General features: G+C 70.9%; 30 protein-coding genes and 2 pseudogenes. 19 read left to right on the top strand and 13 right to left on the bottom strand.

The features are described 5' to 3' along the window. Window positions 1–13: 13 nt before the first annotated feature. The 3 genes from Scani_RS19870 to Scani_RS19860 are packed head-to-tail and all read right to left on the bottom strand — an operon-like array spanning window position 14 to window position 3,432. Window positions 14–1,396, bottom strand: coding sequence for a type III PLP-dependent enzyme domain-containing protein (locus Scani_RS19870; RefSeq protein WP_159478167.1), 1,383 nt, complete (start codon window positions 1,394–1,396; stop codon window positions 14–16). After that, window positions 1,387–2,412, bottom strand: a complete 1,026-nt coding sequence (locus Scani_RS19865; protein WP_159478164.1) for an ornithine cyclodeaminase family protein — start codon at window positions 2,410–2,412, stop codon at window positions 1,387–1,389. The genes Scani_RS19870 and Scani_RS19865 overlap by 10 nt, the downstream gene beginning before the upstream one ends. Before the next feature lie 27 nt (window positions 2,413–2,439). After that, window positions 2,440–3,432 (bottom strand): TauD/TfdA family dioxygenase, encoded by a 993-nt coding sequence (locus Scani_RS19860; RefSeq protein ID WP_159478161.1) that lies wholly within the window; start codon window positions 3,430–3,432, stop codon window positions 2,440–2,442. A gap of 329 nt (window positions 3,433–3,761) precedes the next feature. Here Scani_RS19860 and Scani_RS19855 point away from each other — a divergent pair, with 329 nt between their 5' ends. The 13 genes from Scani_RS19855 to Scani_RS19795 all read left to right on the top strand — a co-directional run bounded on the left by Scani_RS19855 (window position 3,762) and on the right by Scani_RS19795 (window position 14,660). Further along, window positions 3,762–5,306, top strand: a complete 1,545-nt coding sequence (locus tag Scani_RS19855; protein ID WP_159478158.1) for an ABC transporter substrate-binding protein — start codon at window positions 3,762–3,764, stop codon at window positions 5,304–5,306. Then, the gene (locus Scani_RS19850) at window positions 5,303–6,313 is read left to right on the top strand and encodes an ABC transporter permease (protein ID WP_371872357.1); all 1,011 of its coding nucleotides are present in this window, start codon (window positions 5,303–5,305) and stop codon (window positions 6,311–6,313) included. The genes Scani_RS19855 and Scani_RS19850 overlap by 4 nt, the downstream gene beginning before the upstream one ends. Then, window positions 6,310–7,152: an ABC transporter permease gene (locus tag Scani_RS19845; protein ID WP_159478155.1), complete on the top strand. Its 843-nt coding sequence runs from the start codon at window positions 6,310–6,312 to the stop codon at window positions 7,150–7,152. Before Scani_RS19850 ends, Scani_RS19845 begins: the two co-directional genes overlap by 4 nt. Continuing rightward, on the top strand, window positions 7,149–8,663 hold the full coding sequence (locus tag Scani_RS19840; protein ID WP_159478152.1) for an ABC transporter ATP-binding protein: 1,515 nt from the start codon (window positions 7,149–7,151) through the stop codon (window positions 8,661–8,663). The genes Scani_RS19845 and Scani_RS19840 overlap by 4 nt, the downstream gene beginning before the upstream one ends. A 307-nt stretch (window positions 8,664–8,970) precedes the next feature. After that, window positions 8,971–10,902 (top strand): trypsin-like serine peptidase, encoded by a 1,932-nt coding sequence (locus Scani_RS19835; protein WP_159478149.1) that lies wholly within the window; start codon window positions 8,971–8,973, stop codon window positions 10,900–10,902. Between the two features lie 142 nt (window positions 10,903–11,044). Beyond that, the gene (locus Scani_RS19830) at window positions 11,045–11,365 is read left to right on the top strand and encodes a gas vesicle protein GvpO (RefSeq protein ID WP_159478146.1); all 321 of its coding nucleotides are present in this window, start codon (window positions 11,045–11,047) and stop codon (window positions 11,363–11,365) included. Window positions 11,366–11,396: 31 nt separating this feature from the next. Further along, window positions 11,397–11,870 (top strand): gas vesicle protein GvpJ, encoded by a 474-nt coding sequence (gene gvpJ / locus Scani_RS19825; RefSeq protein WP_159478144.1) that lies wholly within the window; start codon window positions 11,397–11,399, stop codon window positions 11,868–11,870. A gap of 3 nt (window positions 11,871–11,873) precedes the next feature. Further along, window positions 11,874–12,620, top strand: a complete 747-nt coding sequence (locus tag Scani_RS19820; RefSeq protein WP_159478141.1) for a GvpL/GvpF family gas vesicle protein — start codon at window positions 11,874–11,876, stop codon at window positions 12,618–12,620. A 1-nt stretch (window position 12,621) separates the two neighbouring features. Next, complete coding sequence (locus Scani_RS19815) at window positions 12,622–12,846, top strand: gas vesicle protein GvpG (RefSeq protein ID WP_159478139.1); 225 nt, start codon at window positions 12,622–12,624, stop codon at window positions 12,844–12,846. A gap of 94 nt (window positions 12,847–12,940) precedes the next feature. Next, window positions 12,941–13,318, top strand: a complete 378-nt coding sequence (locus Scani_RS19810; protein WP_159478136.1) for a gas vesicle protein — start codon at window positions 12,941–12,943, stop codon at window positions 13,316–13,318. Then, the gene (locus Scani_RS19805; RefSeq protein ID WP_159478133.1) at window positions 13,315–14,133 is read left to right on the top strand and encodes a GvpL/GvpF family gas vesicle protein; all 819 of its coding nucleotides are present in this window, start codon (window positions 13,315–13,317) and stop codon (window positions 14,131–14,133) included. Before Scani_RS19810 ends, Scani_RS19805 begins: the two co-directional genes overlap by 4 nt. 3 nt (window positions 14,134–14,136) lie before the next feature. Further along, window positions 14,137–14,367 (top strand): gas vesicle protein, encoded by a 231-nt coding sequence (locus tag Scani_RS19800; protein ID WP_174872728.1) that lies wholly within the window; start codon window positions 14,137–14,139, stop codon window positions 14,365–14,367. Window positions 14,368–14,417: 50 nt separating this feature from the next. After that, complete coding sequence (locus Scani_RS19795; protein ID WP_246296415.1) at window positions 14,418–14,660, top strand: gas vesicle protein K; 243 nt, start codon at window positions 14,418–14,420, stop codon at window positions 14,658–14,660. Between the two features lie 6 nt (window positions 14,661–14,666). Here the strand turns inward: Scani_RS19795 and Scani_RS19790 are convergent, their stop codons facing one another. Further along, window positions 14,667–15,452 (bottom strand): DUF817 domain-containing protein, encoded by a 786-nt coding sequence (locus Scani_RS19790; RefSeq protein WP_159478127.1) that lies wholly within the window; start codon window positions 15,450–15,452, stop codon window positions 14,667–14,669. A 154-nt stretch (window positions 15,453–15,606) separates the two neighbouring features. Here Scani_RS19790 and Scani_RS19785 point away from each other — a divergent pair, with 154 nt between their 5' ends. Both Scani_RS19785 and Scani_RS19780 read left to right on the top strand, forming a co-directional pair. Continuing rightward, window positions 15,607–16,095, top strand: a complete 489-nt coding sequence (locus Scani_RS19785) for a lamin tail domain-containing protein (RefSeq protein ID WP_174872727.1) — start codon at window positions 15,607–15,609, stop codon at window positions 16,093–16,095. 171 nt (window positions 16,096–16,266) lie between these two features. Further along, window positions 16,267–16,923 (top strand): maleylpyruvate isomerase N-terminal domain-containing protein, encoded by a 657-nt coding sequence (locus tag Scani_RS19780; protein ID WP_159478121.1) that lies wholly within the window; start codon window positions 16,267–16,269, stop codon window positions 16,921–16,923. Window positions 16,924–17,001: 78 nt separating this feature from the next. On the opposite strand, the gene Scani_RS19775 is transcribed toward Scani_RS19780, so the two are convergent. Both Scani_RS19775 and Scani_RS19770 read right to left on the bottom strand, forming a co-directional pair. Further along, window positions 17,002–17,532 (bottom strand): GNAT family N-acetyltransferase, encoded by a 531-nt coding sequence (locus tag Scani_RS19775; protein ID WP_246296033.1) that lies wholly within the window; start codon window positions 17,530–17,532, stop codon window positions 17,002–17,004. A gap of 160 nt (window positions 17,533–17,692) precedes the next feature. Further along, the gene (locus Scani_RS19770) at window positions 17,693–18,286 is read right to left on the bottom strand and encodes a GNAT family N-acetyltransferase (protein WP_159478118.1); all 594 of its coding nucleotides are present in this window, start codon (window positions 18,284–18,286) and stop codon (window positions 17,693–17,695) included. Window positions 18,287–18,530: 244 nt separating this feature from the next. On the opposite strand from Scani_RS19770, the gene kilB reads away from it, so the two are divergent. After that, window positions 18,531–19,016, top strand: a complete 486-nt coding sequence (gene kilB / locus Scani_RS19765) for a plasmid transfer protein KilB (protein WP_159478115.1) — start codon at window positions 18,531–18,533, stop codon at window positions 19,014–19,016. 6 nt (window positions 19,017–19,022) lie between these two features. On the opposite strand, the pseudogene Scani_RS41100 reads toward kilB, so the two are convergent. The 3 genes and pseudogenes from Scani_RS41100 to Scani_RS19755 all read right to left on the bottom strand — a co-directional run. Next, window positions 19,023–19,439: pseudogene (locus Scani_RS41100) on the bottom strand (NF041680 family putative transposase); the annotation flags it as partial. 29 nt (window positions 19,440–19,468) lie between these two features. Then, window positions 19,469–19,906 carry a VOC family protein gene (locus Scani_RS19760; protein WP_159478112.1) on the bottom strand — a complete coding sequence of 146 codons (438 nt, stop codon included), beginning with the start codon at window positions 19,904–19,906 and terminating at the stop codon, window positions 19,469–19,471. A gap of 1 nt (window position 19,907) precedes the next feature. Further along, window positions 19,908–20,492, bottom strand: a complete 585-nt coding sequence (locus Scani_RS19755; protein WP_159478109.1) for a DinB family protein — start codon at window positions 20,490–20,492, stop codon at window positions 19,908–19,910. 60 nt (window positions 20,493–20,552) lie between these two features. Between Scani_RS19755 and Scani_RS19750 the strand changes: the two genes are divergently transcribed. After that, entirely contained in the window at window positions 20,553–21,512 is a 960-nt protein-coding gene (locus tag Scani_RS19750) for a helix-turn-helix transcriptional regulator (RefSeq protein ID WP_159478106.1), read from the top strand. Window positions 21,513–21,618: 106 nt separating this feature from the next. Here Scani_RS19750 and Scani_RS42185 read toward each other — a convergent pair. Together Scani_RS42185 and Scani_RS19745 are read right to left on the bottom strand one after the other, a co-directional pair. Continuing rightward, window positions 21,619–21,838, bottom strand: a pseudogene (locus tag Scani_RS42185) (hypothetical protein). Between the two features lie 244 nt (window positions 21,839–22,082). After that, window positions 22,083–22,352 (bottom strand): hypothetical protein, encoded by a 270-nt coding sequence (locus tag Scani_RS19745; protein WP_159478103.1) that lies wholly within the window; start codon window positions 22,350–22,352, stop codon window positions 22,083–22,085. A gap of 146 nt (window positions 22,353–22,498) precedes the next feature. Here Scani_RS19745 and Scani_RS19740 point away from each other — a divergent pair, with 146 nt between their 5' ends. Then, window positions 22,499–23,089 carry an SMI1/KNR4 family protein gene (locus Scani_RS19740; protein ID WP_159478101.1) on the top strand — a complete coding sequence of 197 codons (591 nt, stop codon included), beginning with the start codon at window positions 22,499–22,501 and terminating at the stop codon, window positions 23,087–23,089. A 90-nt stretch (window positions 23,090–23,179) separates the two neighbouring features. On the opposite strand, the gene Scani_RS19735 is transcribed toward Scani_RS19740, so the two are convergent. Together Scani_RS19735 and Scani_RS19730 are read right to left on the bottom strand one after the other, a co-directional pair. Beyond that, complete coding sequence (locus tag Scani_RS19735; protein WP_159478098.1) at window positions 23,180–23,353, bottom strand: CsbD family protein; 174 nt, start codon at window positions 23,351–23,353, stop codon at window positions 23,180–23,182. A 513-nt stretch (window positions 23,354–23,866) separates the two neighbouring features. Next, on the bottom strand, window positions 23,867–24,187 hold the full coding sequence (locus Scani_RS19730) for a hypothetical protein (RefSeq protein ID WP_159478095.1): 321 nt from the start codon (window positions 24,185–24,187) through the stop codon (window positions 23,867–23,869). A gap of 683 nt (window positions 24,188–24,870) precedes the next feature. On the opposite strand from Scani_RS19730, the gene Scani_RS19725 reads away from it, so the two are divergent. Then, a complete protein-coding gene (locus tag Scani_RS19725) occupies window positions 24,871–26,508 on the top strand; it encodes an APC family permease (RefSeq protein ID WP_167538123.1) in 1,638 nt (545 codons plus the stop codon). The last annotated feature ends 147 nt before the right edge of the window (window positions 26,509–26,655 follow it).

Here is a 26,655-nt window from a genome sequence, read left to right as displayed (position 1 = left end):
GGCGGTGAGAGGGTCAGCAGGCGGGACGGCGGTCGAGGCGCCAGCGCGGGCGGCCGTCCAGGCGGTCGAGTACGACCTTGGGCGGCAGCGGCAGGTCGTGGAACGGCGACTCGTTGGAGTCCATCTGGTACCCGGCCGTGTTCGGGTAGACCAGCAGGTCGCCGACCCGGGGGCGGGCGGGGAAGGGGACCTTGCGCCAGGTGAGCAGGTCCGACTCCAGGCAGGACGCGCCTGCCACACATGCCGGGTGGATCTCACTGCCGCCGGCCCGCCCGGCCGGCGTCACCAGGTACGGGTCGGGGAGGTACTCGCTGTTGAACCACTGCTCGGACAGGCTCAGGCTGGTGCCGTCGACGGTGACGATCCGGTAGCCGCCCCGGTCCTTGACCCCCTGGACGCGGAAGACCGACGCCCCCGCCCGGTCGAGCAGGGCGCGGCCGGGCTCCATCATCAGGAGCGTCCCGGTCTCCCTGAGCCGTGCGGCCAGGCCGGCGCGGCCGCCCTCGGGGACGGCGGCCAGGACGGCGCGCAGCGCATCGGCTCCGGCGACGGGGGAGTGGTACGGGTAGAAGTCCCCGGTCCGGAACGCCTTGCGTGCGTGGTAGTGCTCGGGCCGCTGGTCGGCGAGGAAGCCGTGCCAGTCCTCCGCGGAGCTGTAGTCGACGGCGAAACCGCCGCCGATGCTGATCCGGTCCGCCTGCAGTCCCAGGACGCGCGCTCGCAGGCACAGGTCGACGAGTTCCGCCGCGAGAGCGGCGCGCGGCCGGGTGGCGTAGCCGGACAGGTGGAAGCTGAAGCCCTCCATCCGTACGGCGTCCCCGGCGGTGACACAGCGGTCCATGGCCGCCGCCACCTCTGCGGCGTCCATGCCGAACCGGCTGTGCCGCTGCGCCGGGGGGAGCCGGCGCAGCAGCAGCCGGGCGGGGCGTACGGCGCCGGTCAGGGCGAGTGTGATGAGCAGGTCGAGTTCGTCGAGGGCGTCCACGGCGATCAGACACCCCTGGAGGACGGCCAGCCGCAGCAGTTCGTCGCTCTTCGCCGGACCGGTGACGACGATGCTCTCGCCGCGTACCCCGTGGCCGAGGGCCTCGCGCAGTTCCGGTGCGCTGGCGACGTCCACGCCCGCGCCGTGGGCGGCGCAGCGTTCCATCCACACCGCTGCCTTGTTGGCCTTCTTCGCGTAGTACACCCGCCCCTCCACCCCGGCATCGCGCAGCGCGGCGCGGAAGGCGGCGAGGTGGGCGTCGAAGCGGTGCGGCAGCAGGAAGTGGAAGGGGCCGCCGAAGGCGTGGGACAGCTCGTGCAGCAGTCCGCTGTCCAGGACGCGACCGGTGTCGGGATCGGCATGGGCGGGCAGGGTCGGCACCGTCGCGGTGCGCGGGTCGCTCACTGCCACAGCGGCACCCGCACTCCCAGCCCCTGGTCGAGGGCGAGTTGGGCGAAGCGGTGGCCCAGCGCGATATCGGTGACGACGAGTCCGCTGTTGTAGGCGAAGACGCGTTCCCGCGCCGAGCGGCGGCCGGGTGCGGTGCCCGCGAGGACGGGCGGGAACTCGGTGTCCACGGCCGGGAAATTACCGTCCCCGTCGGCCATGTCGGTGCCGGTGACCTTCATTTGTGCCGCGCTGGTGGCCACGACGCGATCGGCGCGGTGCAGGGTGGACGGCGCCAGTCCGTGGCCCACCAGGATCGAGAGCGCACCGGGCCGCAGCCAGTCGGCCTCGACGGCGGCGGGGGTGTGTCCGCCGGCGGTGGCGACGAGGACGTCGGACTCGGCCGCGGCGGCCCGCAGGTCGGTGACGATCTCCACGTCCCGGTCGGGGAAGTGGGCGCGCACCTGCTCGCGTACGGCGGCGATGCCGTCGGAGTGGGTGCCGAAGACCATCAGACGGTCCAGGTCCGGGAGCGTCGTCAGCAGGAAGGGCAGCGCCAGGCGCCCCTGGGTTCCGGTGCCGATGACCAGCGCGCTGCGGGCGCCGGGCCGGGCGCATTCGCGGGCCAGGAGGGCGGAGACGGCCGGGGTGCGCAGCGAGCCGATGCGGCCGCAGTCCATCATCGCGACGGGCAGACCCGTGACGTCGTCGTAGAGGGTGAGCGCGGTGTAGTAGTGCTGCTCGTCGCGCGCCTTGTCGAGTCCGTGCTTGTAGGAGGTCTTGATCGCGACGACGTTGCGGGACCCGTCCCGGCCGAGCATCGCGTAGGAGACGGAGTGCCCGTCCCCGGGCTTGACGGTCAGTTTGCGGGGGTTGTCCGACTGGCCCGCGGCCAGTGTGCGGTAGGCGCCCTCGACCGTGGTCACGACGTCGGTGAGGGTGATGTCGATGCCGGCCAGGTCGCTGGTGGAGAGCACCCGCAGGGTCGTGTCGTCGGCGGTTATGGACTCGGTGGAGCCGGCCACAGTGGTCTCGGTCATGTCCGTCCTCGGTGGGGTGCGGAGCGGTCAGGCGGCATGGGCTTCGACGGCGGCCTGACCGTAGCCGTGCTCGTGCTCTTCGGTCAGGGGGCGTGTCCGGCGCGCGGGAACACGGACGGAGGCACGCTTGAGCCAGCGGTCGGTGCCGTCGTAGCGGGGCGCGAAGGGGACGCGGCCATGAACGACGAGGTCGTTGTCCACGACCAGGACCTCGCCGGGACTCAGGCTCACGGCGCGCGAGACGCGGGCGAGTTCGGCCGCCAGCCGCCGGTACGCGGCCCGGTGGGCGGGCGGGGCCTCGTCGACGGGGGTGTAGGCCGGGTCGAAGCGGAGGGTCAGGCCGTCCTCGGCGTGGAAGAGCGTCGGCACGCACGGCGGCTCCCCGCCGTCGAAGCCCTGCGCCTCGGCGTAGGCGTCGTCGGGGAGGATCGGCAGCAACGGGCGGGTCAGCAGGGCGATATCGGCCTCGTCGAGCCTGACGTGGCGGATGCTGGCCGCGGTGGTGGCGATGTTGTCGCGGTTGCGCATACAGCCGAGCATCAGCAGGTGTGCGCGGCCGGGGTGGAAGGCGTCCTCGGTGTGCGGGCTGAGCAGCACGGTGCTGCTGGCGCCGGTCTGTGCGGTCTCGTGCCCGGGAGCGGGGACGATGTTGTGCACGAAACGGCCGTCCTGCTGTCCCTCCCAGGCGAGGGGGTTGCCCATGACCGTGGCGAGGAGGAGCAGGACGATGTCGTGGAGGGCTCCGCTGTCGCCGGCGGTGGCCCAGCCGGCGGGCGTGGCGCCTATCGCGGTGTCGTCGACCGCCAGGCCGCGCAGGACGAAGAGGCCGTCGTCCGTGTCGACGGGGCGCAGTTCGTGGCGGATCCGCTCGTTCAGATCGCCGGCGGACTCGGCGACACGGGCGAGGAGTTCGGGTGAAGCGGCCGAGGTGCCGCACTCGGTGAGGATCTTCTCGGCGGCCCGGCACAGTTCTTCGGCGCTGGTGGTATCGAGCCGGCGGACAGGTGCTCCCGTGCTCATGTCGAGGCGTTCCCTTCCGTTGCGGGCGAGGAACCGGGTCCGGCGCGGCAGCGCGTGGCCAGGGCGCGGCGCGCTCGACAGGCCGGGCGGGGGAGGGAAGTGCGGCTCCGCGCCCGGCGTCCGGCGAACGGTGACGAAGGTACCCACGAATATTAGGTAAGGCAAACCTAACTTGCATCGCACCCATGTATCCGGCTTTGCACAACTCCCGCCAAGTAATGCCGAGTTGACATTTTCTCGTCACGGGCGCACGCGACAGGCGCCCTTGCGGAGGTGTTGATCCTTAGGGTAGGCAAACCTAAGCACTCGGATCCGAGGGGGAGTTCGGCATGGACTGGAGCAGGCGTCAGGTGTTGTGGGCCGGCGGGGGGATGGGCGCGGCCGCGCTGCTCACCGCCTGCGGCGGAGGCGACCGTGCCCGGTCCTCCGGCTCCGGCGGCAAGCCGAGAAAGGGCGGCACCCTGCGCATCGGCGCGCTCGGCCGCTCCTCGGCGATCACCCGCGACCCGCACGGCACCCAGGGCAACGAGAGCGACTACCTCGTCATCGCCCTCGTCCACGACACCCTCACCGCGCCGGGCCTCAAGGACAACACCGTCGGCCGCCTCGCCTCCTCCTGGAAGCCGTCGAAGGACCTCACCACCTGGCGGTTCACCGTCGCCAAGGGCGCGACCTTCCACGACGGGACCCCGGTCACCGCCGACGACGTGGTGTGGTCGCTGCGCCGGCTGCGCAACACCCCCGCGGGCGCCGCGCGGCTGCCCGGAATCAAGGCGGACCACATCACGGCCGAGGGCAAGGACACCGTCGTCCTCGTCTCCGACTTCGCCAACGCCGAACTCCCCCTGCTCACCCGCCTGTCGACGTTCGTCCTCAAGAAGAACACCCCCGACAAGGACATCGCCGAGGCGCCCGGCACCGGCCCCTTCAGGCTCGACTGGTACCGCGGCGGCAACGCCCGGCTGCTGCGCAACGCCCACTGGCACGGCGGCCCGGTCCACCTCGACGCCATCGAGGTGACCATGTTCGAAAGCCCTCAGGCGATGGCGAACGCCCTGATGTCCGGCCAGATCGACGTGGCCTCCAACGCCGGTGCCGTCGCCGCCCGCACCGCGGCCGCCCGCAAGGACATCCAGGTCGTCCGGCGCCCCAACGACATGGCGATGCCCCTCGTCATGCGCACCTCCGGCGGCCCCTTCGCCGACCCCGGGGTCCGTGCCGCGATGAAGCTGATCGTGGACCGCAAGGCGATGGTCCGACAGGTCCTGTCCGGGTACGGCACCGTCGCCAACGACATCCTGGGCACCGGCGACCCCGACTACGCCACGAGCATCCCGCAGCGCCACCGCGACCTGGCCCGGGCCCGGAAACTGCTGAAGGACGCCGGGTTCGACTTCTCCAGGACGTACGAACTGGTCACCACCGAGGACGTCCCCGGGCTCGCGGAGTCCGCGACGCTGTTCGCCTCCCAGGCCCGCGAAGCCGGCATCAAGGTCAAAGTGGTCAAGCAGGAGTCCGGCACCTTCTACCAGAAGACCTGGCTCAAGGGCGACTTCTACACCAACTACTGGGGCACCAACGACTCCGTGGTCTTCTTCGCCTCCAAGACCATGACCACCGGATCCGGCCAGAACGAAGCCGACTGGTCCGACGAGGCCTTCGACGCCGCCTACCACAAGGTCCTCGCCACCCCTGGCCCCAAGGCCCGCACCGCCGCCCTGCACGACCTCCAGCAGATCGAGTACGACAGGTCCGGCTACCTGCTGTGGGGCATGGCCGACGGCATCGACCTCGCCGCCCCCGCGGTCCACGGCCTTCCCCAACTCCCCGGCTACGGACGCGTCCAGCTCGAAAACGTGTGGCTGGCGCGGTGACCGGCACCACCACCCGCCCGGCCGAGGCCGCCGTACGGCCCGTGGCGGCCTCGGCCACGCGCCGCGCCGGCCTCCTGGCCCTGCGGGGCGCCGCCGTACTCGGCAAACGCCTCCTGATGCTGCTGGTGCTGCTCGCCGTGGTGTTCGCCGCGATCGAGCTGCTGCCCGGCGACGCGGCCTCGGCCACCTCCGAACGCGGCGAGGGCGCCGCCGGCCTCGCCGCCCGCCGGCATCTGCTCGGCCTGGACCGGCCGGTGTGGGAGCGCTTCGCGGACTGGATCACCGCCCTGCCCACCGGCGGTCTGGGCACCTCCGCCCGCGGCGAGCGGGTCACCGATCTGCTCGCCGCGCCCCTGCCCAACACCGTCCTGCTGGGCGGCACCGCGTTCGTCCTGACCGTCCTCGCGGCGCTCGCCGTGGGCCTTGGCGCCTCCGCCCGCCCCAGGGGAATCGTGGACCGCGTCGTGGACCTCACCTCCACCGCCGGCTTCGCACTGCCCGAATTCGTGGTCTCCATCGGCCTGTTGCTGGTGCTGTCCCTGTGGACCGGCTGGCTGCCCGCCGCCACGGTCACCGGCGCCGACGGAGCTCCCGCCACCTGGTCCATGCTGGTGATGCCGGTGCTGGCCCTGACCGTCCCGCAGACCGGCTGGAACACCCGTATCGTCCGCGCCGCGCTCGCCGACCAGGCCGCGACCCCGCATGTGGAGGCCGCCCGCCTCGACGGGCTGTCCACCGGCCGCATCCTGCTGCGCCACGCCCTGCCGGGTGCCTGGCCGGCCATCGCCACCGGTATCGCCACCTCCACGGGCATGCTGCTCGGCGGCACCGTCGTCGTGGAAACCCTCTTCAACTACCCGGGCATCGGCACGGTGCTGGCCGGCGCCGTCGCCGACCGCGACACTCCCGTCATCGCCGCCGTCGTCGCCTGCGCGGCCGCCCTGATCACCGTCGTCCTCCTCCTGGCCGACCTCGTCCGCGCCCGCACCCTGGGAGCCCGCTCATGACCGCCGTCGTGGTCCCCGGCCCGCGGCCCGCGCGCCCCCGGACCCGGATCCTGCTGCCCGTCGTCCCCGCCGTCCTGCTCGTCCTGCTGGCGATGACGGGTCCGCTGCTGGCCGCGCACCCCGTCGACAAGCCCGTCACCGCGCCCTACGGCACGGCGGGCACGGACACCGCCCTGGGCGGGGACCAGCTCGGCCGCGACGTCCTCAGCCGCCTGCTGCACGGCGGCAGCGCCCTGATCGGCAGCGCCCTGATCGTCGCCGCCGTCGTCACCCTCCTGGCCACCCTGCTCGGCTGCTTCGCGGTCCTCGGTCCCCGGCTCGGACGCCTCGTCGAACGCGCCGCGGACACCGCCATCCTGCTGCCACCGGTCCTGGGCATCATGCTCCTCGCCCTGGCCTGGCCCGGCGGCGGGCGGCTCGCGATCTCCGTGGCCGCCATCGCCCTGGGCACCCCGTACGCCGTGCGCATCGTCGCCAGCGCCGCCGCGCCCCTGGCCACCAGCGGATTCGTCGAAGCGGCCACCGCGAGCGGCGAGCGCCTCGGGCATCTGGCCCTGCGGGAGATCCTGCCCAACCTCCGTGCCACCGTCCTGGCCCTGTTCGGCCTGCGCTTCGTCGACGCCGTCTATGTCATCGCCATGGCCGGCTTCCTCCAGCTCGGCCCCCAACCGCCCGAAGCCGACTGGGCACTGATGATCCGCGAGAACGGGCCCGGCATCCTCCTCAACCCCTGGGCCGTCGTCGCCCCCGGCCTCGCCATCGGTCTGCTCGCGATCAGCGTCAACCTCGCCGCCAACGCCCTGGCACCCGCGACCGCACGGAGGGCCGCCCTGCGATGACCACCACCGGCCGCCCCACGCCCCTGCCCCAGGACCCCTCCCCGGCCACGGCCGACACCCCGCAGCCCGTCACGGTCACCGACCTCGCCATCGGCCTCCCCGACGGCCCGCCGCTGCTCCAGCGCACCAGCCTCGGCCTGCGCACCGGCCGGATCACCGCGCTCACCGGCCCCTCGGGATCCGGCAAGACCACCCTGCTCCGCGCCCTCATCGGAGACCTCCCCCCAGGGGCGCGGCTCACCTCCGGTTCCGTCGAGGTCCTCGGCCAGGACGTCTTCGCCCTCGCGCCCGACGCCCTGCGCGCCCTGCGCCGCCACCGCCTCGCCTACGTCGGACAGGACCCCGGCTCGGCCCTCAACCCCCGGATGACCGCCGCACGACTGATCGCCGAAGTCGCCGCCGACCCCACGCCCCGGGCCGTCGCGGCCCTGATGAGCGAGTGCCGGCTGCCCGAGGAGCTGGCGCACCACCGTCCCGGCGCCCTGTCCGGCGGGCAGCAACGCCGGCTCGCGCTGGCCCGCGCCCTGGCGCGGCACCCCGATGTCCTCCTGCTGGACGAACCCACCGCCGGCCTCGACACGGCCCTGCGCGACGAGATCGCCGGTCTGCTCCGGCGGCTGGCCACCCACCGCGGCCTCGCCGTCGTCCTGGCCTGCCACGACCCGCACGTCGTCGAAGCCTGCGCCGACACCGTCCTCACCCTCCGCGCCCCCGCCGCGCCGCCCTCGGGCACGGGCGTCCCCCTGCGGAAGACCCGCCGCCCGCGCGTCCCCGACGCCCCGGCCGCCCCCGCCGACGGTCTGCGGGCCGCCCGGCTGGAGGTCGCCTTCACGCACAAGGGCCACACCCACCAGGCCCTGAAGCAGGCGGACTTCCACGTGCCGACCGGTTCGGCCACCGGCATCATCGGCCCGTCCGGCTCCGGCAAGACCACCCTGCTGCGGACCCTGGCCGGCCTCCAGAAACCCGACGCCGGCACCCTCACCTGGAACGGACGGCCGCTGCCCGCCCAGGCCCGCAGGCGCAACCGCGAGCAGCAGCGGCGCATCCAGCTCGTCCCACAGAACCCCTTGGGCGCCCTCAACCCCGCCCGCACTATCGGCGCGTCGCTGACCCGTCCCCTGCAACTCCACCGGACCGTCGGCAGGTCCGAGATGCCGGCCCGCGTCGGCGAACTCCTCGACGACGTCGGCCTCCCCGGCGACTTCGCCGCCCGCTACCCCCATGAACTGTCCGGCGGTCAGCGCCAACGCGCCTCCATAGCCCGCGCCCTGGCCACCGACCCCGACCTCCTGCTCTGCGACGAAGTCACCTCGGCACTCGACCCGGCGACGGCCACCGCGGTCATGGAACTCCTCACCCGCCTGCGCGCCGAACGCCGGCTGTCCCTCGTCCTCGTCAGCCACGAACTGGAACTCGTCACCGCCTACACCGACAGCGTCCATCTGCTCGACGAGGGGCGCGTACGGATGGCGGGAGACGACGTGAGCTTCACCACTCAACTGACATAGGCGTGTGCTCAGTTGGGGCTCACGGCGGGGTGGAGGGGAGGAGCGCCCAAGGGCATGGCTCAGGAAGGGGCGGAAGGCGCCGACGGCCTCGGCGGCTCCGCTGTGATTCTTCGCGAACAAGAGCTGTCCGCTTTTGTCTGGGGTTTCGTGATACCTTCCTCCAGCTTCTCAGCCCTTCGGCCCGGTGGCGCACTCGTCGTGCACCGCGCGGACGGCGCCAACTCATCGTCGAGACGTGCAGGTTCGTCTCCGATGGACGGCGTCGGCCGACACCCGCATCGATGCCACCTCTCCCACAGACAGGCTCATGAAACGAATACCCTGGGGGCGCGCCGCCGTCATCGGCGCCTGCGCCTCGCTCGTCCTCGCTGTCCCCGCTGCCGCCGCGCACGACCCGGCACCGGTGGCGGCGGACGCGATCACCTACCACGGTTCCTACCGGTCGCTGCCGGGCGACCGCCCGGCATCCGGTTCCACCGCCGCCCCGACGACCCCGTCACCGGACGGTACGGCGACGCCCTCCCCGGGTGTGACGCCGGAGGAGATCCGCAAGGCTCAGGAGGCGGAGCGCTACTGGACACCTGAGCGCATCCGCTCCGCCGTCCCGGTGGACGCGGTGCGTGACGCCGAGAAGGCGCAGGGCCTGCGGCGTGGCGCCGGTGCGGCGGGCAGCGGCTCGCGGTCCGAGCCCAGCCATCCGGCGGATGCCGGAGTCGCCACGGTCGGGGTGTTCCTGATCCGCAACGACGACGGATCGCCCACCCCCAACCAGTTCTGCAGCGCCAGTGCCGTCACCTCGCCGACCAAGAGTCTGATCCTCACGGCCGGACACTGCATGAAGAGCGACAAGCCCTACCGCAATGTCGCGTTCGTGCCCGGCTACCGCGCCGGGGCCTCCCAGACCGGCCAGAGCGGGGAGACCCCCTACGGCATCTTCCCGATGCAGCAGGGCAAGGTCTGGATCGACAGCCGGTACCTGTCCTCGTCGCCCAGCGACGATGTGGACTTCGCCGTCCTGCGCGTCGGGCCCAACTCCCAGGGGCAACTGCTGGAGGACGCCGTCGGCCGCGGCAACACCCTCACCGCCGTTCCCGCCACGAAACTGGCCCGCCGCGACATCACGCTCATCGGCTACCCCGGTGGTCAGAAGACGCCGCTGCAGTGCAGGAACGACACCAAGGCGTTCCAGGGCCGGTTCATGGAGATCAACTGCGCCGGCTATCGCACCGGCGTCAGCGGCGGTCCCTTCCTTGAGGGCTTCGACGGCAGCCGCGGCAACCTCGTCGGCGCCATAGGCGGCTACAAGACCGGTGGACCGAACGCCGACACCTCCTACACCTCGCAGTTCGACAACGACGTCTTCCGCCTCTACCACCAGGCGGTCGACGACGCGGCGCCGGACACCGTCAACCCCCTCGGCAGCGCCGCCACGTGGCAGCACGCCACGGCCCTGGCCACCGGCCGGTTCCACACCGACTCGGTGCGCAACGGCACCAGCGACCTGCTCGTGCGCTGGTCCGACGGGGAGGTCTCCCTCTACCCCGGCAACGGCGGGTACGGCTTCGGCAAGGACATCCAGCTCGTCAAGAAGAACACGCCCTGGAAGCAGGCGAAGGTCACCGCGGGCGAGTTCACCGGCAACCACACCGACGACCTCCTCGTCCGCTGGGCCAACGGCAGGCTGAGCCTCTTCAAGGACGTCGACCAGACCAACAAGCTCACCCACGAGGTCCAGCTCAAGGCCGCCAACGACACCTGGACGCACGCCTACGGCATCACCGCCGGCCGCTTCGGCGGCGGCAACACACGGCGCGACGACCTCGTGGTGCGCTGGTCCGACGGCGAGGTGACCCTCTACACCAACGTCGACGGCAGGGGTCTGCACGCACAGAAGCAGCTCGTCAAGCGCAACAAGACGTGGCCGCACGCCCGCGATATCGCCACCGGCGACCTCCGCGCCACCACCGGCGACCAGGACCTGATCGCCGCGTGGACCGACGGCGAGGTCACCGCCTACGAGAACATCGCCGCCAAGGGCCTGGCCGCGGAACGCCGGATGCAGCCCGCGAAGTCCGTCTGGCGCGACAGCAGCCTCGTCACCGTCGGTGCCTTCGGCGGCGGCACGCGCCAGGACGACCTGATCGCCCGCTGGCCCGGAGGAAAGGTCGTGCTGTACGGCGAGACCACCTCCACGTCCCTGGCCCGCGAACGTGTCCTCGTTCCCCCGCTGATCAGCTGAACCCGTACGACACGTGTCATGAACGAATGCCTCCCGGTTCCGCCTCGGAACCGGGAGGCATTCCGTCGTGGTGCGCCGCCCGGATCACATCATTTGGTCCCGCTGGAGATGCACCGGCCGGGAAGGCGATGAGACTTGACGTATGGCAGAACAATCCCGCACGCGGGTTCGGTCGTCCACGGCTGCCCGGAAGCACAGGAAGACGCCGGACAGCGATCCCGGAGCGGTGGCCCGTCGGGGCGCCGAACTGCTGCAGAGCCTGATCAGCCAGCGCGTGGAAGGTGTTTCTGCGGTACGGCGGACCGACGACGGCTGGTGTGTCGAGGTGGATGTGCTGGAGCTGGCGCGGATCCCGGATACCACGAGCCTGCTCGCGACCTACGAGGTGAAGCTCGACGACGACGGCGAGCTGCTCGAGTACTACCGGACCCACCGCTATCGACGAGGTGCGGCCGACCAGTGAACACGCACTGACCAGCGGAAAGGCACCCCAGATGGCCACGACGACCTATTCAGGACTGTCCGGCGAGGTAATTCCCTGCCCGCCCAGGGCGGGAACGCTCTACGACGTGATGGAACTCATCCTGGACCGGGGCATGGTCATCGATGTGTTCATACGGGTGTCCCTGGTCGGGATCGAGATCCTCAAGATCGATGCCCGCATCGTGGTGGCCAGCGTCGATACGTACCTGCGATTCGCGGAGGCGTGCAACCGGCTGGATCTGGAGCACGATTCGGGCAGTGTCACGGTCCCCGAGCTCTTCGGCGGCCAGGCCGCCAAGAGCATCGGGAAGAGCAAGGCCAAGAAAGCCGCCTCGTCCCTCGGCGACACCGTCCGCTCGGTGGTGGGCGGGGGCGACGACTCGGAGGACGAATCCGAGGAGGAGGCGCAGCCACAGCGGCGGCGGCGCAGCAGTTCCACCCGCTCCGGAGCCGCTTCCCGCCGACGGCGCTCAGAGGAGGACTGACCAGTGACGGAGGACGGCATCTACGTCTACGCCATTGTCCGGGCCGACCACCCGTTGCCCTTGGGCCTGGGCGGAGTGGGGGATCCCCCAGGCGTGGTGGAGCGCCTCGACGAGGGGCGGGTCGCCGCGGTCGTGAGCCAGGCGCCGCCGCAACTGCGCGCCCGTCGCCGCGACCTCATGGCCCACCAGGAACTGCTGCTGACCCTGGCCGACGACGGGCCCGTCCTGCCCATGCGGTTCGGGATGGTCGCACCGGACGAGACGGTGGTCCGCCGACAGCTCTCGGACGCCGAGGAGCGCCATCTGGCGGCCCTGGAGGACCTCGCGGGCAGGGTCGAGATCAACCTCAAGGCGCTGCCCGCCGACGATTCGCTCGCCGCGCTCGTCCAAGGGGACGCGACCATCCGCGGCCTGCGCGAGACGGTGCGCCGACGGCCCGGCTACGAGGCGAATCTGCGGCTCGGAGAGGCGGTGGCCACGGCGCTGGCGCGCCGGGCCGCCGAAGCCGGCCACGAGATCGTGCGTGCGCTGACGCCCCGGGCCCATGCGGTCACCGCAGGGCCGGACGTGTCCGGGTGCCAGGTCAATATGTCGTTCCTGGTGGACCGGGGCGACAGCGCCGGCTTCACCGCCGAGGCGGAGCGGCTCGCCCGGCACCACAGCGACCGCGTCGTACTCCGGATCGCGGGCCCGCTGCCCTGCTACAGCTTCCTCGAACCGCGCGCGCTCGCGGGCCGGGCCGGAGGGTGAGATGGGGCTGATCAGCGGCGTGCTCACGCTGCCGCTCGCACCCGTACGAGGGGTGGTCTGGGTGGCCGATCAGCTCGCCCAGGCGGCCGACCGCGAGCTGCACGATCCGTCCGTGATCCGCGCCCGGCTCGCCGCGCTGAACCATGAATTCGAATCCGGTCACCTCGCCCAAGAGGCATTCGAACACGAAGAGGAGCAACTGCTCGACCTGCTGTACGAGCGCTGAGGGACCGCGCGAGCCGGGAGCCGCGCCCCCTTCGACGGACGTACCGGAGTCCGGCTCGCCGCTGCTGCCCGGCCCGCAGAGGAAGGAGTGACACGTGACCGACATCGACCAGAGACGGGACGCTCCTCCCACCCACGGCCCGACCACCTCGAACCTCGCCGACATCCTCGAACGGGTCCTCGACAAGGGGATCGTCATCGCCGGTGACATCAAGATCGACCTCCTCGACATCGAGCTCCTCACCATCAGGCTGCGGCTGTTCGTCGCGTCGGTGGAGACGGCCAGGAAGGCCGGAATCGACTGGTGGGAGACCGACCCCGCCCTCAGCTCCAAGGCGGCCCGGAACGAGCTGCGGGACGAGAACCGCCGGCTGCGCGAGCGGGTGGAAGCCCTGGAGTCCGCCGAGGACGGTGATGCGTCCTCGGACTCGTCCTCCTCCCGGACGAAGGACACGGCAGGGGCGGGCACATGACGACGAAACAGCCGGCCACCCCGGTGAGCGCCACCTCGACCTACGTCTTCGCCGTGTGCCGGCGGCTCGACCCGGCCGCCCTCACGGACCTCGCCGGTCTCGCCGAAGGCTTCCCCGTGCGCGGTCTGCGCTTCGGGCCCCTCACGGCGGTCGTCCAGCACGTGCCCGCCGCCGAGTTCACCGAGGAGGCCTGGCAGCGGCGGCTTTCGGACCGCGCGGCGCTGGAACACTGCGCACGCGCCCACCACGAAGTGGTGACCGCGGTCGCCGCCTGCGGCCCGACGGCGCCGCTGGCGCTGGCCACCCTCTACCGGGGGGACGAACGCGCGCGAGAGGCGCTGGAAGCCGACACGGACCGCTTCACCGCAGCGCTCGATCGCATCGAGAACCACGCCGAATGGGGAGTGAAGGCCTACCTCCCCGCCGCTGCCCGTACGCCCTCGGCGCCGACTGCCCCTGCGGCGCTCCTCCCGGGCGGCGGCAGTGCGCCAGGGGGAGCGGGCCGCGCCTACCTGGAACGCAAGCGCGGGCTGCACCAGGCGCGCGAGCAGCACCACGACCGAGCACTGCGGACCGCCGAGGACATCGATGCGGCCCTGACCCGCCTGGCCACCGCGACCCGCCGACTGCGCCCGCACTCTTTGGAGATGACGGGGGAGAAGCACCGGCTGCAGGTCCTGAACGCCACCTACCTGATGCCGGCCGAGCGCGCGAAGCGACTGCTCGACGCCGTGGAGGACCTGCGGCACCGCACCGGAGCCGAGGTCGAGGTGTCCGGCCCCTGGGCCCCGTACTCCTTCGTCGGGGAGGTGTGAGCCGTGTCCACCCTGCAGCCCGTCCCCTGGGAGACGCCGGGGCCGCTCACCGGACCCATCGGCGTCCCGTTGGTCGACCTGCTCGACCGGGTCCTGTCCACCGGGGTCGTCATCAGCGGGGACCTGGTCATCGCCATCGCGGACGTACCCCTGGTGCGGCTCTCCCTGCATGCGCTGCTGTCGTCGGTCAGCGAACGCGTGCCCGCGCCGTGGCCGGACTCGGGGCCGCTGTGACGGAACACACCGGCCCGCGCGAGAGCAGGTTCGACGTCGACCGGGAGCAGATGGGCCGCGACCTGGTCTCGTTGGTGCTCACCGTGGTGGAGCTGCTGCGGCAGCTGATGGAACGGCAGGCGATCCGCCGGGTGGAGCAGGGAGACCTGAACGACGCGCAGGTCGAGCAGATCGGCGAGACGCTGATGCACCTGGAGGAGCGGATGACCGAGCTGTGCGACCAGCACGGCCTGCGCCTCGAAGACCTCAACCTCGATCTCGGGCCGCTGGGGTCGTTGCTGCCGCGCACATGAGGGGCCTCAGCGGGCGGCCCGCTCGCCCGGGGCGTGCTTGCCCTTGGCCCAGGCGACCAGGACGAAGGTCACGCTGATCAGGAGCGCCCAGGCTCCGATCTTCTCCACGGCGACGGGCTGCCAGCCGTGCAGCTGGTCGGGGTAGCGCCAGGCGCCCAGGTAGGTGGCGATGTTCTCCGCCAGCCACAGGAAGAAGCCGATCAGGGCGAAGCCGAGCGCAAGCGGCATGCGGTGACGGGTGTGCCCGACGGTGAACTTCACCTGTGTCCCGGCCGTGGCCGCGAGCAGCGCGACGGCGAGGGGCCAGCGCAGGTCCGGGAGCCAGTGATGGCTGAAGAAGTTCGCGTAGACCGCCGCGGCCACCACCGAGGTCGCTCCGGCGCGGTAGCGGCTCAGCTCCAGGTCCATCACCTGCCAGGCGCGGCAGACATAGCTGCCGACCGCGGCGTAGAGGAAGCCGCCGTAGAGAGGTACGCCGGCGAACTTCAGCACGGCCGGCTCCGGATAGCTCCAGGACCCCAGGGCGACCTTCACCACCTCAAAGGCCAGCCCGATCACATGGCACACCGCGATGACCGCGAGGTCCCGCCCGCTCTCCCAGCGGCAGGCCAGGAACACCACGGTCAGCAGCACCCCGTAGACGACCAGCAGGTCGTATCGGGCGATGGGCAGCTGCGGCAGCGCCCGGGACACGGCCACGCCCGACAGCAGGGCGATGGCGAAGGCGCAGCAGCGCGTCTCGAGCCAGGCGAAGAGGAGGGCCTGCCGCAGCAGGGTGCTCACGGTGGACATGTCTGGATCGACGCAGGGGACCCAGGCACCGGTTGCCGCGGCCCCATGACCTGGGCCGTCACCAATGTAGTTAACCGTGCAACCATCGCAGGCCTTCGCGAGTCCTTCACATGCCACACATTTCCATCACCATGGAGGGGGATCTCCCTTGCGTATGCGCCCCATGACCGCCGCTGCCCTCGTTGCCGGCGCGCTGGCCTGCTCCGTCGCCACCCCGGCCCAGGCCGCCGAGTACCACTCGGCGTTGAAGGTCCGCGGAGTCCAGTACGACGCGCCCGGCCGGGACTCCAACAGCTGCTCCTCCGGCAACACCGACGAGGAGTACCTGACGATCAAGAACTACTCGCCCTCGGCGACCATCAACCTCAAGGGCTGCGTGGTCAAGGACGCCACCGGCAACCGCTTCACCTTCACCGCAAGCCATTACCTCCAGCCCGGTGACTATGTGAGGCTCCGCGGCGGCCACGGCACCGATTCCGACCAGCGCAACGTCGTCTACCGCGACAACTGCAACTTCCTGTGGAACAACGACCGCGACACGGTCTACCTCTACAAGCCCTCCGGCAGCCGCTCGGACGTCCACTCCTACACCCAGCGAGGATCCGACCCCGACGGCAACGGCTACATCGGCTACCACGCCTGACCCGGATGCGTGCGGCCCCATCTCTTCGGCGGAGACGGGGCCCGCAGGCCCCGGAGCACGAACCGATCGCGGTCCGCGGTCCGCGGCCCGCGGCCACGGCGCGTTCCGTCCTCGCCCGCGGCCACCCGAATACGCTTGTCCGCCCCTCCGGCACCGCACTACCTTGCCGAGGTGGACCTCTTCTCATGCTCCTGGACGGCGTTGCGCACGGCGGTCGCCGCACTCCCGGACAAGGACTTCGAGCGGCCGTCCGGCTGCACCGGCTGGCTCGTACGGGACCTCGTGTGCCACCTGATCATCGACGCGCAGGACGTCCTGATCACCCTGGCCACGCCCGCCGAAACGGCCCCGACCGTCGACGCGGTGACCTACTGGAGCGTCGCGGACCACCCGCCGACCGGCGACGACCCGCTCGACGCGCTGACCGTCCGGCTGGCCGCCGCGTACGAGGACCCGCGCCTGCTCACGTTCCACCTCGACGACGTCGGCTCCGCCGCCGGACGCGCGGCCCGACTCGCCGACCCCGGCGCCCGGGTGAGCACCCAGGACGAGGTCCTCACCGTGGGCGACTACCTCAGCGCGTACGTCCTGGAATGGACGCTGCACCACCTCGACCTGATCGCCCACCTCCCGGAGGCGCCGCAACCGCCCACGGAATGCCTGGCCCGGTCCCGCACGATGCTGGAAGAGATCGCCGACGCCGCGTTCCCCGCATCGTTCACCGACAAGGACGCCCTCCTCGTCGGCACCGGCCGCCGCGCACCGACCGAGGACGAACAGGCCGAACTCGGCGCGCTGGCCACGAAACTGCCGCTCGTCCTCGGCTGAGCGGGACGCCCACGGAGGACGGACGGGAGCGACGGAGGGCCCGACGGGGCGCCCGGCGGCCCGACCCTTACGGCGGGGTCAAGGAGCGGGATCCAGGTCGAGACACAGGCGAACGTAGCTCGCGTTACCCGGGCCGGGCCGATGGTGCCCGTCCGGCTTCCATCCGTGCCGGGCATAGAAGCCTTGAGCCCGACTGTTGCCCTCCCACGCTTCGAGCAGCCCCGTGGCAAGCGACCCATCTCGGAGGAACTGAACGAACGCAGTGTGCAGCCGGCCGCCGACGCCCTGCCCCCAACGGCTGGGGCGGACGTGGATTTGGTAGAGCTGGCCGACAGTTGCGGCATCCACGTCAGCCTCCAGCGGAGGGCCCATCGCCAAGGTGCCCACCACTTCGCCGCCTCCGATGGCGCACACCACCGTCTTGGCGTCGGCTCGGAGGGCACGCATCCAAGCCTCCCGTCGGCGAGAGCGAGCTTCAGAGGAGACGAGCTCCGACACTGACAGCCCACCTGCCTGGTAGTACGCGGTGCGGGCCTGAGTGTGCAGGTCTGTGATCGCGTCCAGGTCGTCAAGGTTCGCCGTGCGCAGCACGGTCTGGAAAGTCGTCACGACTGTGTCTGACGCACGCGCCGCGAGCCACAGTTCCCTACCCGGGTTCTCAGGGGTGGGCAAGCATGGGCTGACGGCCGGGGCTGTCTCTCGGTACGGGGCTGGAGGCGCTCCCGATCGCCTTCCCCGCAGACACCCCAGTGCTCCCTCGATACCGAGGCTACGAGGGCCAGGGGTCGTCCTGGACACGGGCGTGGAGATGCTCGTCGTGCCAGCCGTCGGCGTGCAGGAGTGCGCTGCGCATCGTGCCTTCCAGGCGGAAACCGGCCCTGGTGGCGACCCGGCAGGACGCCGGGTTGGCCACGGAGTGCGTGATGCGCAGGCGGTGGAGTCCGAGCTCCTCGAAGGCCCATCGGCTGATCCTGACGGTGGCGTCGACCATGACTCCGCCTCCGCGGCCGGCCGGCAGCAGCCAGTAGAGAAACTCGCCACTGCCACCTCGCAGGTCGAGGTCGGCCAGGCCGATCAGCCCGACAGCCGCCCCGCCGTCCCCCGGCGCGACGGCCCAGATCGCCGCCTTCTCGCTGTGCCATCGGCCCCGCCACCGGGCGATCTTTTCCTGGGCTTCGTCGACGGTCAGTCGGCCCGGACGGTTCCACTGTTGAATGTCGGGGTCCAGACACGACTCGGCCAGTACGAGAGCATCGCTCCCCTGCCAGGGACGCAGTTGCATCCGGCCACGCAGCACGAACGAGGGCTGCGCCGACCGGCTCATCCGGCCGGCGGCAACCACAGGAGCCAGGGCTTCGGTCATCGTTCCATCATGCCGAGTGGGTGCCCCTTCCCTCCGACGAGTCGTCGGAGGGCCTCATCCGCGAACGATGACTCGGGATCAGGAACAGGTACTCAGCTTGTTGTTTAACGCCCCGTCGCTTCACCGAGAGCCCTCACGAGCAAGCTTGAGCCACATCAGCATCTTTGGGGTGATTGCAGCTGATCACGAGAAATGTCCAAATAGTGGCTCGTGGCGTCAACCCGTCATGTAGTGCTCTGGTGCAGTGGAGGGGATCGTCGCCGGAGCCCTGGCTGTTATGGGCACATTGCTTGGCGTAGTCGTAGCACACCGCTACCAGGAGAAGGCCTTCTATAGGGCCGAGAGCCGCGCGCAGGACCAACGACAACACGATCGGTTGTTCGACCGCTGTGCCGACTTCATCGGGCTCTCTGAGGACTACCGTCGTGCCCAGCTCGACCGTTGGCTACGTCGGCACGAAGACCCTGACGGGGAAGCGGCGACAGCCGCTCGAACTGAGTCCTATCGGCTGTATGTCGAAACCCGGAGCAGTGCCTGCCGACTCAAACTTGCCAGCAACCGGCAGGACGTGCGGGAACTCGCCGACCAGGCTACTGCCGTACTGGAGCTAACCGTCGCGATCATCGCGACCGATAGCCGGTCTGACATGCTCCAACGTGGCGAAGCAGCTAAGCACGCATGCGACGCCTTTGTCGTCACAGCCAATGCAGTGCTGCACTCCCAAAGCTGAACCCAATCAAGCCTTCCGTCTTGGCTTCGTGCCCACCTTGTGGTGGGTGGGACGGCTGAACGCTTCGCCGGTGGCAAGGACTCTGCCCACGTCATGATGGCTGGCCGGGTGGTGGTTCTTCGAGGTCGGTGGCCGGCCGGGGCCAGGGCGAGAAGGTTTCGGTGCACCGGCTGGGGATCCGGTCTTCGCGTGCAGGTTTCTGAACCCCCTGCGGACGCGCGCAGGTGTCGGTTTGTTCGGCTCGGTCGGTTTCTCCCAGGGCCGCCGGAGGCCGGTAGCCAGCGGTCGAGCAAGTCGGAGCTGGGCGTAGGCGGCGACCACCAGCAAGGTCCACCAGTCGGCCGCCTCCGAGCCGCGGAGCCGGGGTTTGGTCCCCCCGAGCGTCTGCTTGAACAGGCGAAACGTGTGCTCGGTGTCGATCCGCGTTCGACACCGGACCATGAACGCCAAGCTCAGTCCAGGCAGAACTCGTTGCCCTCGGGGTCGGCCATCACGAGGTGGCCGGCGCCGAGCGGGGGAGCGGGCTCGGTGCGTCGGAGGCGGGTCGCGCCGTGGGAGACGAGTCGTTCGGCGGCCGCCTCCAGGGCCGCCATCCGGGCGTCGCCCGCGAGCCCGGGGGCGGCACGCACATCGAGGTGCACGCGATTCTTGGCCTGCTTGCTCTCCGGCACCCGCTGGAAGAACAGTCGCGGCCCGGAGCCCTCGGGGTCGACCACCGCCGAGGCGTCGTTGCGCCTCTCGGGTGGCACGCCCATCGCCGTCAAGGCCTCTTCCCACGAGGCGAAGCCCGCGGGCGGGTCCTGCAGGCGGTAGCCGAGGGCCTCGGCCCAGAACGCGGACAGCCCGGCCGGGTCGGCGCAGTCGAAGGTGATCTGGAGGTCGAGAGCCATCTCAGCTCGTCTCCTGTCGGGTGTGCGGGCGGAGGTGCTGGTGGAGGTCGCGCAGCAGGCACACCTCGCCCAGATGGTGGATCAGCTCGCGGTGGATGTGCAGCACCAGTTCTGCCAGCGACCGCTCGGCGTACGGCCCCTCCGCCTCCCCGCACGGGCGGGCGAGGCCGGATGCGCCGAGGGACTCGACCCCGGCCAGCCACGTGGCGTACTCCGTGTCGAGCTGGGCCAGCGCCGCGGTCGCGGTCGCGGCGTACTCGAACGACTGGTAGTCGGTGGACGCGCGACCGAAGTGCGAGGCGTTGCGCATCGCGAGCACGCCGACGATCACGTGCCCGAGCCGCCAGGCGATCGTCGTGAACGGGGGCGGGTCGGGCTCCGGCATCGCGAAGTCGATGGTCATCGCGCCGGAGCCGGCCTGCACCGGTGCGGTGCCGGTGCCGCGCGGGCGCACGCTCCAGCAGTCGGGGGCCGGCTCCCAGAAGTACTCGTCGTCGGTGAGTCCGGCGAGGCGAGGGCGCAGCTGATGGGTCCAGTGCCAGGCGAGCTGGTCGCGGAGCAAGAGGTTCCAGTTCTGGTCGGTCATGGCTTCAGCCTTCCGCATATAGCGGACAGGTTCGTTCCGTGATCGTGGAATGATGAGGACGTGACCGTCGAGGCAACGATCGAGCGGGTGCTGCGGCTGCTGGCGCTGTTGCAGCGCCGGGCGTCCTGGACCGCCAACGAGCTCGCCGCCGAGCTGGGGGTCACCGACCGCTCGGTGCGCCGCGACGTGGAGCGGCTGCGCGCGGTCGGCTACCCCGTGCGGGCGACGGCGGGCGTCGGCGGTGGCTACCAGCTCGGCGCGGGCACCCGGCTGCCGCCGCTGCTCCTCGACGACGAGGAGGCGATCGCGACGGCGGTGTCCCTGCGGCTGGCGTCGGGCGGCACGGTGGCCGGGGCGGGCGAGGCGGCCCTGCGGGCGCTCGCGAAGCTCGACCAGGTGATGCCGCCCCGGCTGCGCGCCGAGGTGCGGGCGGTGCACGCCGCCACCGAGACCCTCGTCGACCCCGGGGTCGAGATCGACGCGGAGCTGCTGGTGACGCTCGCGCGGGCCTGTCGTGACGCCGTACGCGTGCGGTTCCGGTACGCCGGCCGCGACGGCGGGGAGCGCGAGCGCACGGTCGAGCCGGTGCGGATGGTCGCCACCGACCGCCGCTGGTACCTGATGGCCCGGGACGTCGACCGCGACGACTGGCGCACCTTCCGGCTGGACCGGATGCGCGAGGTGGCGGCGACGACGTGGCGCTTCCGGGCGAGGGAGCATCCGGACCCGGTCGCCTACGTGCAGCGGTCCGTGACCGAGGCGCCGTACCGGTATCTCGCCCGGGTGCGGTTGCACGCCCGGCCCGACCAGGTGCGGGAGCTGGTGCCGCCGCAGGTGGGGCGCGTCGAGGACGACCGCGACGGGTGGTGCGTGCTCATCGCCGGCGGGCAGGACCTGGACTGGCTCGCCGTGCACGTGGCCCGGCTGGGCTTCGAGGCGGAGGTGCTGGAGCCTCCGGAGCTGCGGGAGGCCGCCGCCCGGCTCGCCCGCCGCGTCGCGGCGATGGCCGGGACGGATTGACGGTTTCGTGGGCCCTCGGCCGTCGGTGTCGAACGACGCCCCCTAGGGCCTGTCTTCAAAGTCCCGTCGTTCGCCCGCAAGGCAGGCGGGACTTTGAAGACAGGCCCTAGGCGTGGTGGAGCCGGGCGGCGAGCATGTGGCCGATGCAGAGAGACCACGGCGGGCAGCCCGTAGTTCAGCACGGTTCGCACCCAATCGGTGTTCATGGTGAACGGATCGTGCGACCACTCGGCGATCCAACCGGCCACCGTATGCACGAAGTTGACCAGGTCGTTCGCGCGATGGGCGTCGAGGAGGGTCAACAGGATCCACAGGCCGAGGATCAGCGCGGTGAGGTCCGATTGTCGCCCGCCCGCCGGAGGGTCCGTGGCGTTGCACCGGTTCTTGCGGCGTCCGGCTCCTCGCCCGTGCTCCGCTCGTCATCACGGCGCGGACTCGGCGCCGGTGACGCGCAGATGCGGAGACGCGGAGATGGGGAGGTGCGAGGAGCGCATGGGGTGGGGGAGCCCATGCGTAGGGGCCCCAGGACGCCGTGGTGGTGTCATGGAGGCCGGGTGGCGCAGGCGACCGCTAGTCGGCGCGGGAGATGCCTGCGATGTGGGCGCGGTAGGCGGCGATCTCGGCGTCGGTGAGCGCGAGGCGGCCGGGACCGGGCTGGTCGGCCGGAAGCCTGGTGGACTGGACTGCTGCCTGGTACATCGGGCCAGGAAGATTCAGCAGCAGCTGCCCCTGCTCGGCGGTCTCGATCACCAGCCAGGAGTCCGCGTTCTCGTCGTGAACATCGGTGACGCCGATGGTGCTGATGGCGGTAACGGTCAGAACCGGAGGTATATCGCTCATGCCACCTCCCTATCAGGCATGGCGTGCCACGGCGAATCGCTGCGGCCGAGGCATGCGCCGGCCCTCGGCCTCCGGCGCGTCGGTAGGGTTCCGCAGGCGTGACGGGGCAGCGGGGCCCGTACGGGAAAGCGGGGAGGGGCCGGCAAGTGGCGAGGGACGAGGGGCCGGTGGCCGACGGGACCGAGGGCTGGGACGCGGAGGCCGTACGAGCCCGGCTCGACGCGCTGGCCCGGTTGGATCCGGACCTCACCCGGTTCGGTTCCGAGGTGCACCGCTACCGGCTCGCACGGCCGCTGTCCGAAGCCGGGATCCGTGCCTTCGAGGAGCGGTACGCCGTCCGGCTGCCCGCCTCCTACCGTGACTTCCTGGCCCGGGTCGGAGGCTCCGGGGCCGGTCCCGACTACGGACTGCTGCCGCTCGACGGGCCGCTGGCGCCCGACAGCGACGACGCCGTCGACGACCTGCAGGAACAGGACCGGCGCCCGGGCTTTCTGGCGACGCCGTTCCCGCTCTCGGCGGAGTGGCGGCGCGAACCGGCCGGGCGCTTCGACGAGGAGGCGGAGCAGGCGAGAGTGGCGGGGTCGCTGGTCATCGCCGAGTCGGGGTGCGGGGAATTCGTCCGTCTCGTCGTCACCGGACCGTGCGCCGGTCAGGTCTGGTTCGACGACATGACCTGGGGCCGCATCGTGCCCGGCCCCGGCTTCCGTGCGTGGTACCTGGCCTGGCTCGCGAAGTAGCACCTGGAGACCCAGCCGGCTCGCACACGTCATGGGTGGGCGGGACCACCTGGGTACGTGGTCCCGCCCACCCATGACCTGCGACCGGGGTCAGTCCTTGAGGGCGTCCTTGCCCTTTTCCTTCGCGTCGCGCAGGTTCCCCTTGGACTCCCGCACCGCACCGTCCGCTTCGAGACGCTCATTGCCGACCGTGCGGCCGACGTCCTTTTCGGCCTTCCCGGTCGTCTGCTCGGCCTTGGCCTTCGCCTTCTCCACGGCGCTCATCTTGAGATCCCTTCGTCGGCGTCATCATTCCGGTGCCCGCAAGACCCGGCGGGAAACGGAGAAGTTTTGCGGAAGGGCCTCGGACCGCGGAGCGGCTGGAGTGGAGGGGGCCGCCGCTGCGCCCCGCCGAGGGACGAGAGCGATCGCCGGGCATCTTCTGCTGCTTTCCGGGCACACGGTCTGGGCAGACGTTCCAGTTATGCCTCCCGAGGTATTACGTCCTTGCCGTATGCGCCTATGCCGTATGTGTATCCGGCATGGAGGTCGTCGTACGTGCTGGGTTTCCGCCCCGAATTCCACTGTTCTCATTGGTGTTTGAGGGGGCGTCACCATTCTGGAACCCGACCTCCCACGTGCCCGGAATGGACAAAGCGGGTGCGGCAACAAAACTGTTGCCGCACCCGCTCGGTGCTGTCGGCGCGGAAGTCGAGGGCGCCGAGGCCGGCTGCTCCGCCGGGCCGGCTGTTCAGGCCGTCGGGCGGAGCAGTGCGGGCCCGGCGCCGGACCACCGCTTTAGCGGTCGAGGGACCTCAGGCCGCCGCCGCCGGCGTGCACACCGCCCATCGGGCGGTGGTGGTACCTGTGGTGATGGTGATTGCACCTGTGGTGGTGACGTCCGTGCCAGCGGTGGCCGGACCCGCGATGGTCGGACCAGCGGTGGTCGTGGTCACGGTCCCCTCTCCGGTGACGGCCGTGGTCGTCGTCGTGGTGTGCCGAGGTGGCGCTGACCGTGGCGCTGTCCCCGGCCGCGGACGAGGCCGTCGCGGTGGGCGCGCCCACCGCGAGGACCGCGGTCATGACCGCTGAGGCGAACAGGGTGCGGGCAGTCCGCATGGGCATGTTCCTTTCGGCCTACTGCGAAGGGCGACACAGCGTCGGCCTTCTGATCGCAGTAGGGCCATATGACCCACAGTCAGCTGTCTTGTCACGGCGCACCACGTGAGAGCGGCAGAAAAATGCGCTTTATGGGTGGTGCGGGGAGCGGCGGAGGGGGCGTGCGTCCGTTCCGCGCGAGGTACCCCGGCGCGGCGTCCGGCGATGCCTCCCGGGGTGCTCCCGGCAGAGCTACCCGGCAGCGTCCCTCGGTGCCGCCGGGCCGGACACCGAAAGCGAAAAGAGGCCGCTGACGGCGAATAGCTGTATTGAACACGGAAATGGGGCAGGTCCCTTACGGCGCGAGCGAGCGCAATTCGCCGACAGTCGCGACATGGCCTTCATGTGGAATGTCGCTACCCGACCCGACGTATTCCTTTGCCCTCCAAAGCGTCAATTTTTCCTCAAATTTGCGAGGCGTGCGGAGAGTCGCGTGGGTAATGGACCGGTTGCGTCCTGCTACCGAGCTCGCCTGAAGGGCCGCCGATTCGGGCCTCTCGCGGAATGTCCACAGTGGCGCACTGAGAGTTCGGTATGCATTCCTTCAAGGAATATAACTATTCAGCCAATGACTCTTTGCAGGACCGTGAATGCTCCCTACTCTGAGGCAAATTTTAAGCCAGCCCTGTCTTGAAAGGCCTCCTATGGCAAGCGTTGACGAGATCGCTCCCGAGAGGGCACGTTCCTCCGGCTCCCTCCGCAGGGACGTGGGGCTGATCGGTCTGATGTGGGCGTCGGTCGGCTCCATCATCGGATCAGGGTGGCTCTACGGTGCCCAGAAGGCCGTGGTGGTGGCAGGCCCGGCCGCACTGATCTCCTGGATCATCGGCGCGGTAGCGGTGGTGCTGCTGGCGCTGGTGCACGCCGAGCTCGGCGGTCTGTTCCCGGTGGCCGGCGGCACGGCGCGGTACCCCCACTACGCCTTCGGCGGCCTGGCCGGGATGTCCTTCGGCTGGTTCTCCTGGCTCCAGGCGGCGACGGTGGCCCCGATCGAGGTCGAGGCCATGATCGGTTATGCCGGTCACTGGTCGTGGGCCCAGGGGTTCCAGCATGCGAACGGGACCCTCACGCCGAGCGGTTTCATCGTCGCGCTCGTACTGATGGCGATCTTCGTCGCGGTGAACTTCCTCGGTGTGAAGGTGCTGGCGCACACGAACAGCGCGGCGACCTGGTGGAAGATCGCCGTACCCCTCGGGGCGATCTTCATCATCGCGGCGACCAACTTCCAGCCGCACAACTTCACCTCGCACGGCTTCGCCCCCTTCGGCGCCAAGGGCGTGCTCAGTGCCATCAGCACCAGCGGCATCATCTTCGCGCTGCTCGGCTTCGAGCAGGCCATCCAGCTGGCCGGGGAGAGCCGCAACCCGAAGCGCGACCTGCCGCGCGCCACGATCGGGTCGGTCGTGATCGGCGCGGTGATCTACATCCTTCTCCAGGTGGTCTACATCGGCGCCCTGCCGCTGGCCTCCTTCGCGCACGGGTGGGCCAAGCTGGACTACGCGGGCATCAGCGGCCCGTGGGCCGGCCTGGCCACCGTGGTGGGCCTGGGCTGGCTGGGCTGGGTCCTGTACGCGGACGCGATCATCTCTCCCGGTGGCACCGGCCTGATCTACACCACCTCGACCTCGCGCATCTCCTACGGCCTGAGCAAGAACGGCTACGCGCCCCGGCTGTTCGAGAAGACCGACGGCCGCGGTGTGCCGTGGTTCGGCCTGATCATCTCGTTCGTGACCGGCGTGATCTGCTTCCTGCCCTTCCCGAGCTGGCAGGAGCTGGTCTCCTTCATCACCTCGGCGAGCGTGCTGATGTACGCGGGCGCGCCCCTGGCGTTCGGCGTCTTCCGCGACCGCCTGCCGCACCACGAGCGCCCCTACCGCCTGCCCGGCGGCGGCGTGGTCTCGCCGCTGTCCTTCGTCGTCGCGAGCCTGATCATCTACTGGGCGGGCTGGGACACCCTCCAGCGGCTCGGCTGGGCCATCGTCATCGGCTACGTGCTGCTCGGCAGCTACGCCTGGTACGCGACGAAGAAGCGACTGCCGAACGCTCCGCGACTGGACTGGAAGGCCGCGCAGTGGCTTCCGGTGTACCTGATCGGCATGGGCCTCATCGCCTGGCAGGGCGGCTTCGGCGGCCAGGGCCACCTCCCGCTGTGGTGGGACATGGTGCTCATCACGGCGTTCTCCCTGGGCATCTACTACTGGGCTCGCTCCACCGCCGTCTCGGCGGAGGCGATCGAGCAGAACATCGAGGAGGTCGCGGTCGTGGACGAGGGCGGTCACTGACCACGCCCTGACCCACACCCGGAAGCCGAGGGGCCCGGCCGGACGACCGGCCGGGCCCCTCGGCTTTCCGCTGCCGCACGCCGTCGCCAACGAGGGAGCGCGGCGGGGGAGTCCGGCAGGAGCGCCCGGCCCGCTCGCCGTCCGGCG

This window comes from Streptomyces caniferus, from assembly GCF_009811555.1.
Taxonomy (GTDB): Bacteria; Actinomycetota; Actinomycetes; order Streptomycetales; family Streptomycetaceae; genus Streptomyces; species Streptomyces caniferus.
The sequence above is the reverse complement of the archived record's forward strand: the minus strand, read 5'-3'. Positions and strand labels throughout refer to the sequence as shown.

Bases quoted from the DNA above. Each gene is read 5' to 3' on its own strand.
- Scani_RS19745 (WP_159478103.1), bottom strand. From the start codon at position 22,352: ATGAGCGATATACCTCCGGTTCTGACCGTTACCGCCATCAGCACCATC.
- Scani_RS19725 (WP_167538123.1), top strand. From the start codon at position 24,871: ATGGCAAGCGTTGACGAGATCGCTCCCGAGAGGGCACGTTCCTCCGGC.
- Scani_RS19735 (WP_159478098.1), bottom strand. From the start codon at position 23,353: ATGAGCGCCGTGGAGAAGGCGAAGGCCAAGGCCGAGCAGACGACCGGG.
- Scani_RS19845 (WP_159478155.1), top strand. From the start codon at position 6,310: ATGACCGCCGTCGTGGTCCCCGGCCCGCGGCCCGCGCGCCCCCGGACC.
- Scani_RS19860 (WP_159478161.1), bottom strand. From the start codon at position 3,432: ATGAGCACGGGAGCACCTGTCCGCCGGCTCGATACCACCAGCGCCGAA.
- Scani_RS19835 (WP_159478149.1), top strand. From the start codon at position 8,971: ATGAAACGAATACCCTGGGGGCGCGCCGCCGTCATCGGCGCCTGCGCC.
- Scani_RS19865 (WP_159478164.1), bottom strand. From the start codon at position 2,412: ATGACCGAGACCACTGTGGCCGGCTCCACCGAGTCCATAACCGCCGAC.
- Scani_RS19830 (WP_159478146.1), top strand. From the start codon at position 11,045: ATGGCAGAACAATCCCGCACGCGGGTTCGGTCGTCCACGGCTGCCCGG.
- Scani_RS19770 (WP_159478118.1), bottom strand. From the start codon at position 18,286: ATGACCGAAGCCCTGGCTCCTGTGGTTGCCGCCGGCCGGATGAGCCGG.
- Scani_RS19855 (WP_159478158.1), top strand. From the start codon at position 3,762: ATGGACTGGAGCAGGCGTCAGGTGTTGTGGGCCGGCGGGGGGATGGGC.
- Scani_RS19785 (WP_174872727.1), top strand. From the start codon at position 15,607: ATGCGCCCCATGACCGCCGCTGCCCTCGTTGCCGGCGCGCTGGCCTGC.
- Scani_RS19805 (WP_159478133.1), top strand. From the start codon at position 13,315: ATGACGACGAAACAGCCGGCCACCCCGGTGAGCGCCACCTCGACCTAC.
- Scani_RS19790 (WP_159478127.1), bottom strand. From the start codon at position 15,452: ATGTCCACCGTGAGCACCCTGCTGCGGCAGGCCCTCCTCTTCGCCTGG.
- Scani_RS19755 (WP_159478109.1), bottom strand. From the start codon at position 20,492: ATGACCGACCAGAACTGGAACCTCTTGCTCCGCGACCAGCTCGCCTGG.
- Scani_RS19760 (WP_159478112.1), bottom strand. From the start codon at position 19,906: ATGGCTCTCGACCTCCAGATCACCTTCGACTGCGCCGACCCGGCCGGG.
- Scani_RS19840 (WP_159478152.1), top strand. From the start codon at position 7,149: ATGACCACCACCGGCCGCCCCACGCCCCTGCCCCAGGACCCCTCCCCG.
- Scani_RS19730 (WP_159478095.1), bottom strand. From the start codon at position 24,187: ATGCGGACTGCCCGCACCCTGTTCGCCTCAGCGGTCATGACCGCGGTC.
- Scani_RS19815 (WP_159478139.1), top strand. From the start codon at position 12,622: ATGGGGCTGATCAGCGGCGTGCTCACGCTGCCGCTCGCACCCGTACGA.
- gvpJ (WP_159478144.1), top strand. From the start codon at position 11,397: ATGGCCACGACGACCTATTCAGGACTGTCCGGCGAGGTAATTCCCTGC.
- Scani_RS19795 (WP_246296415.1), top strand. From the start codon at position 14,418: ATGGGCCGCGACCTGGTCTCGTTGGTGCTCACCGTGGTGGAGCTGCTG.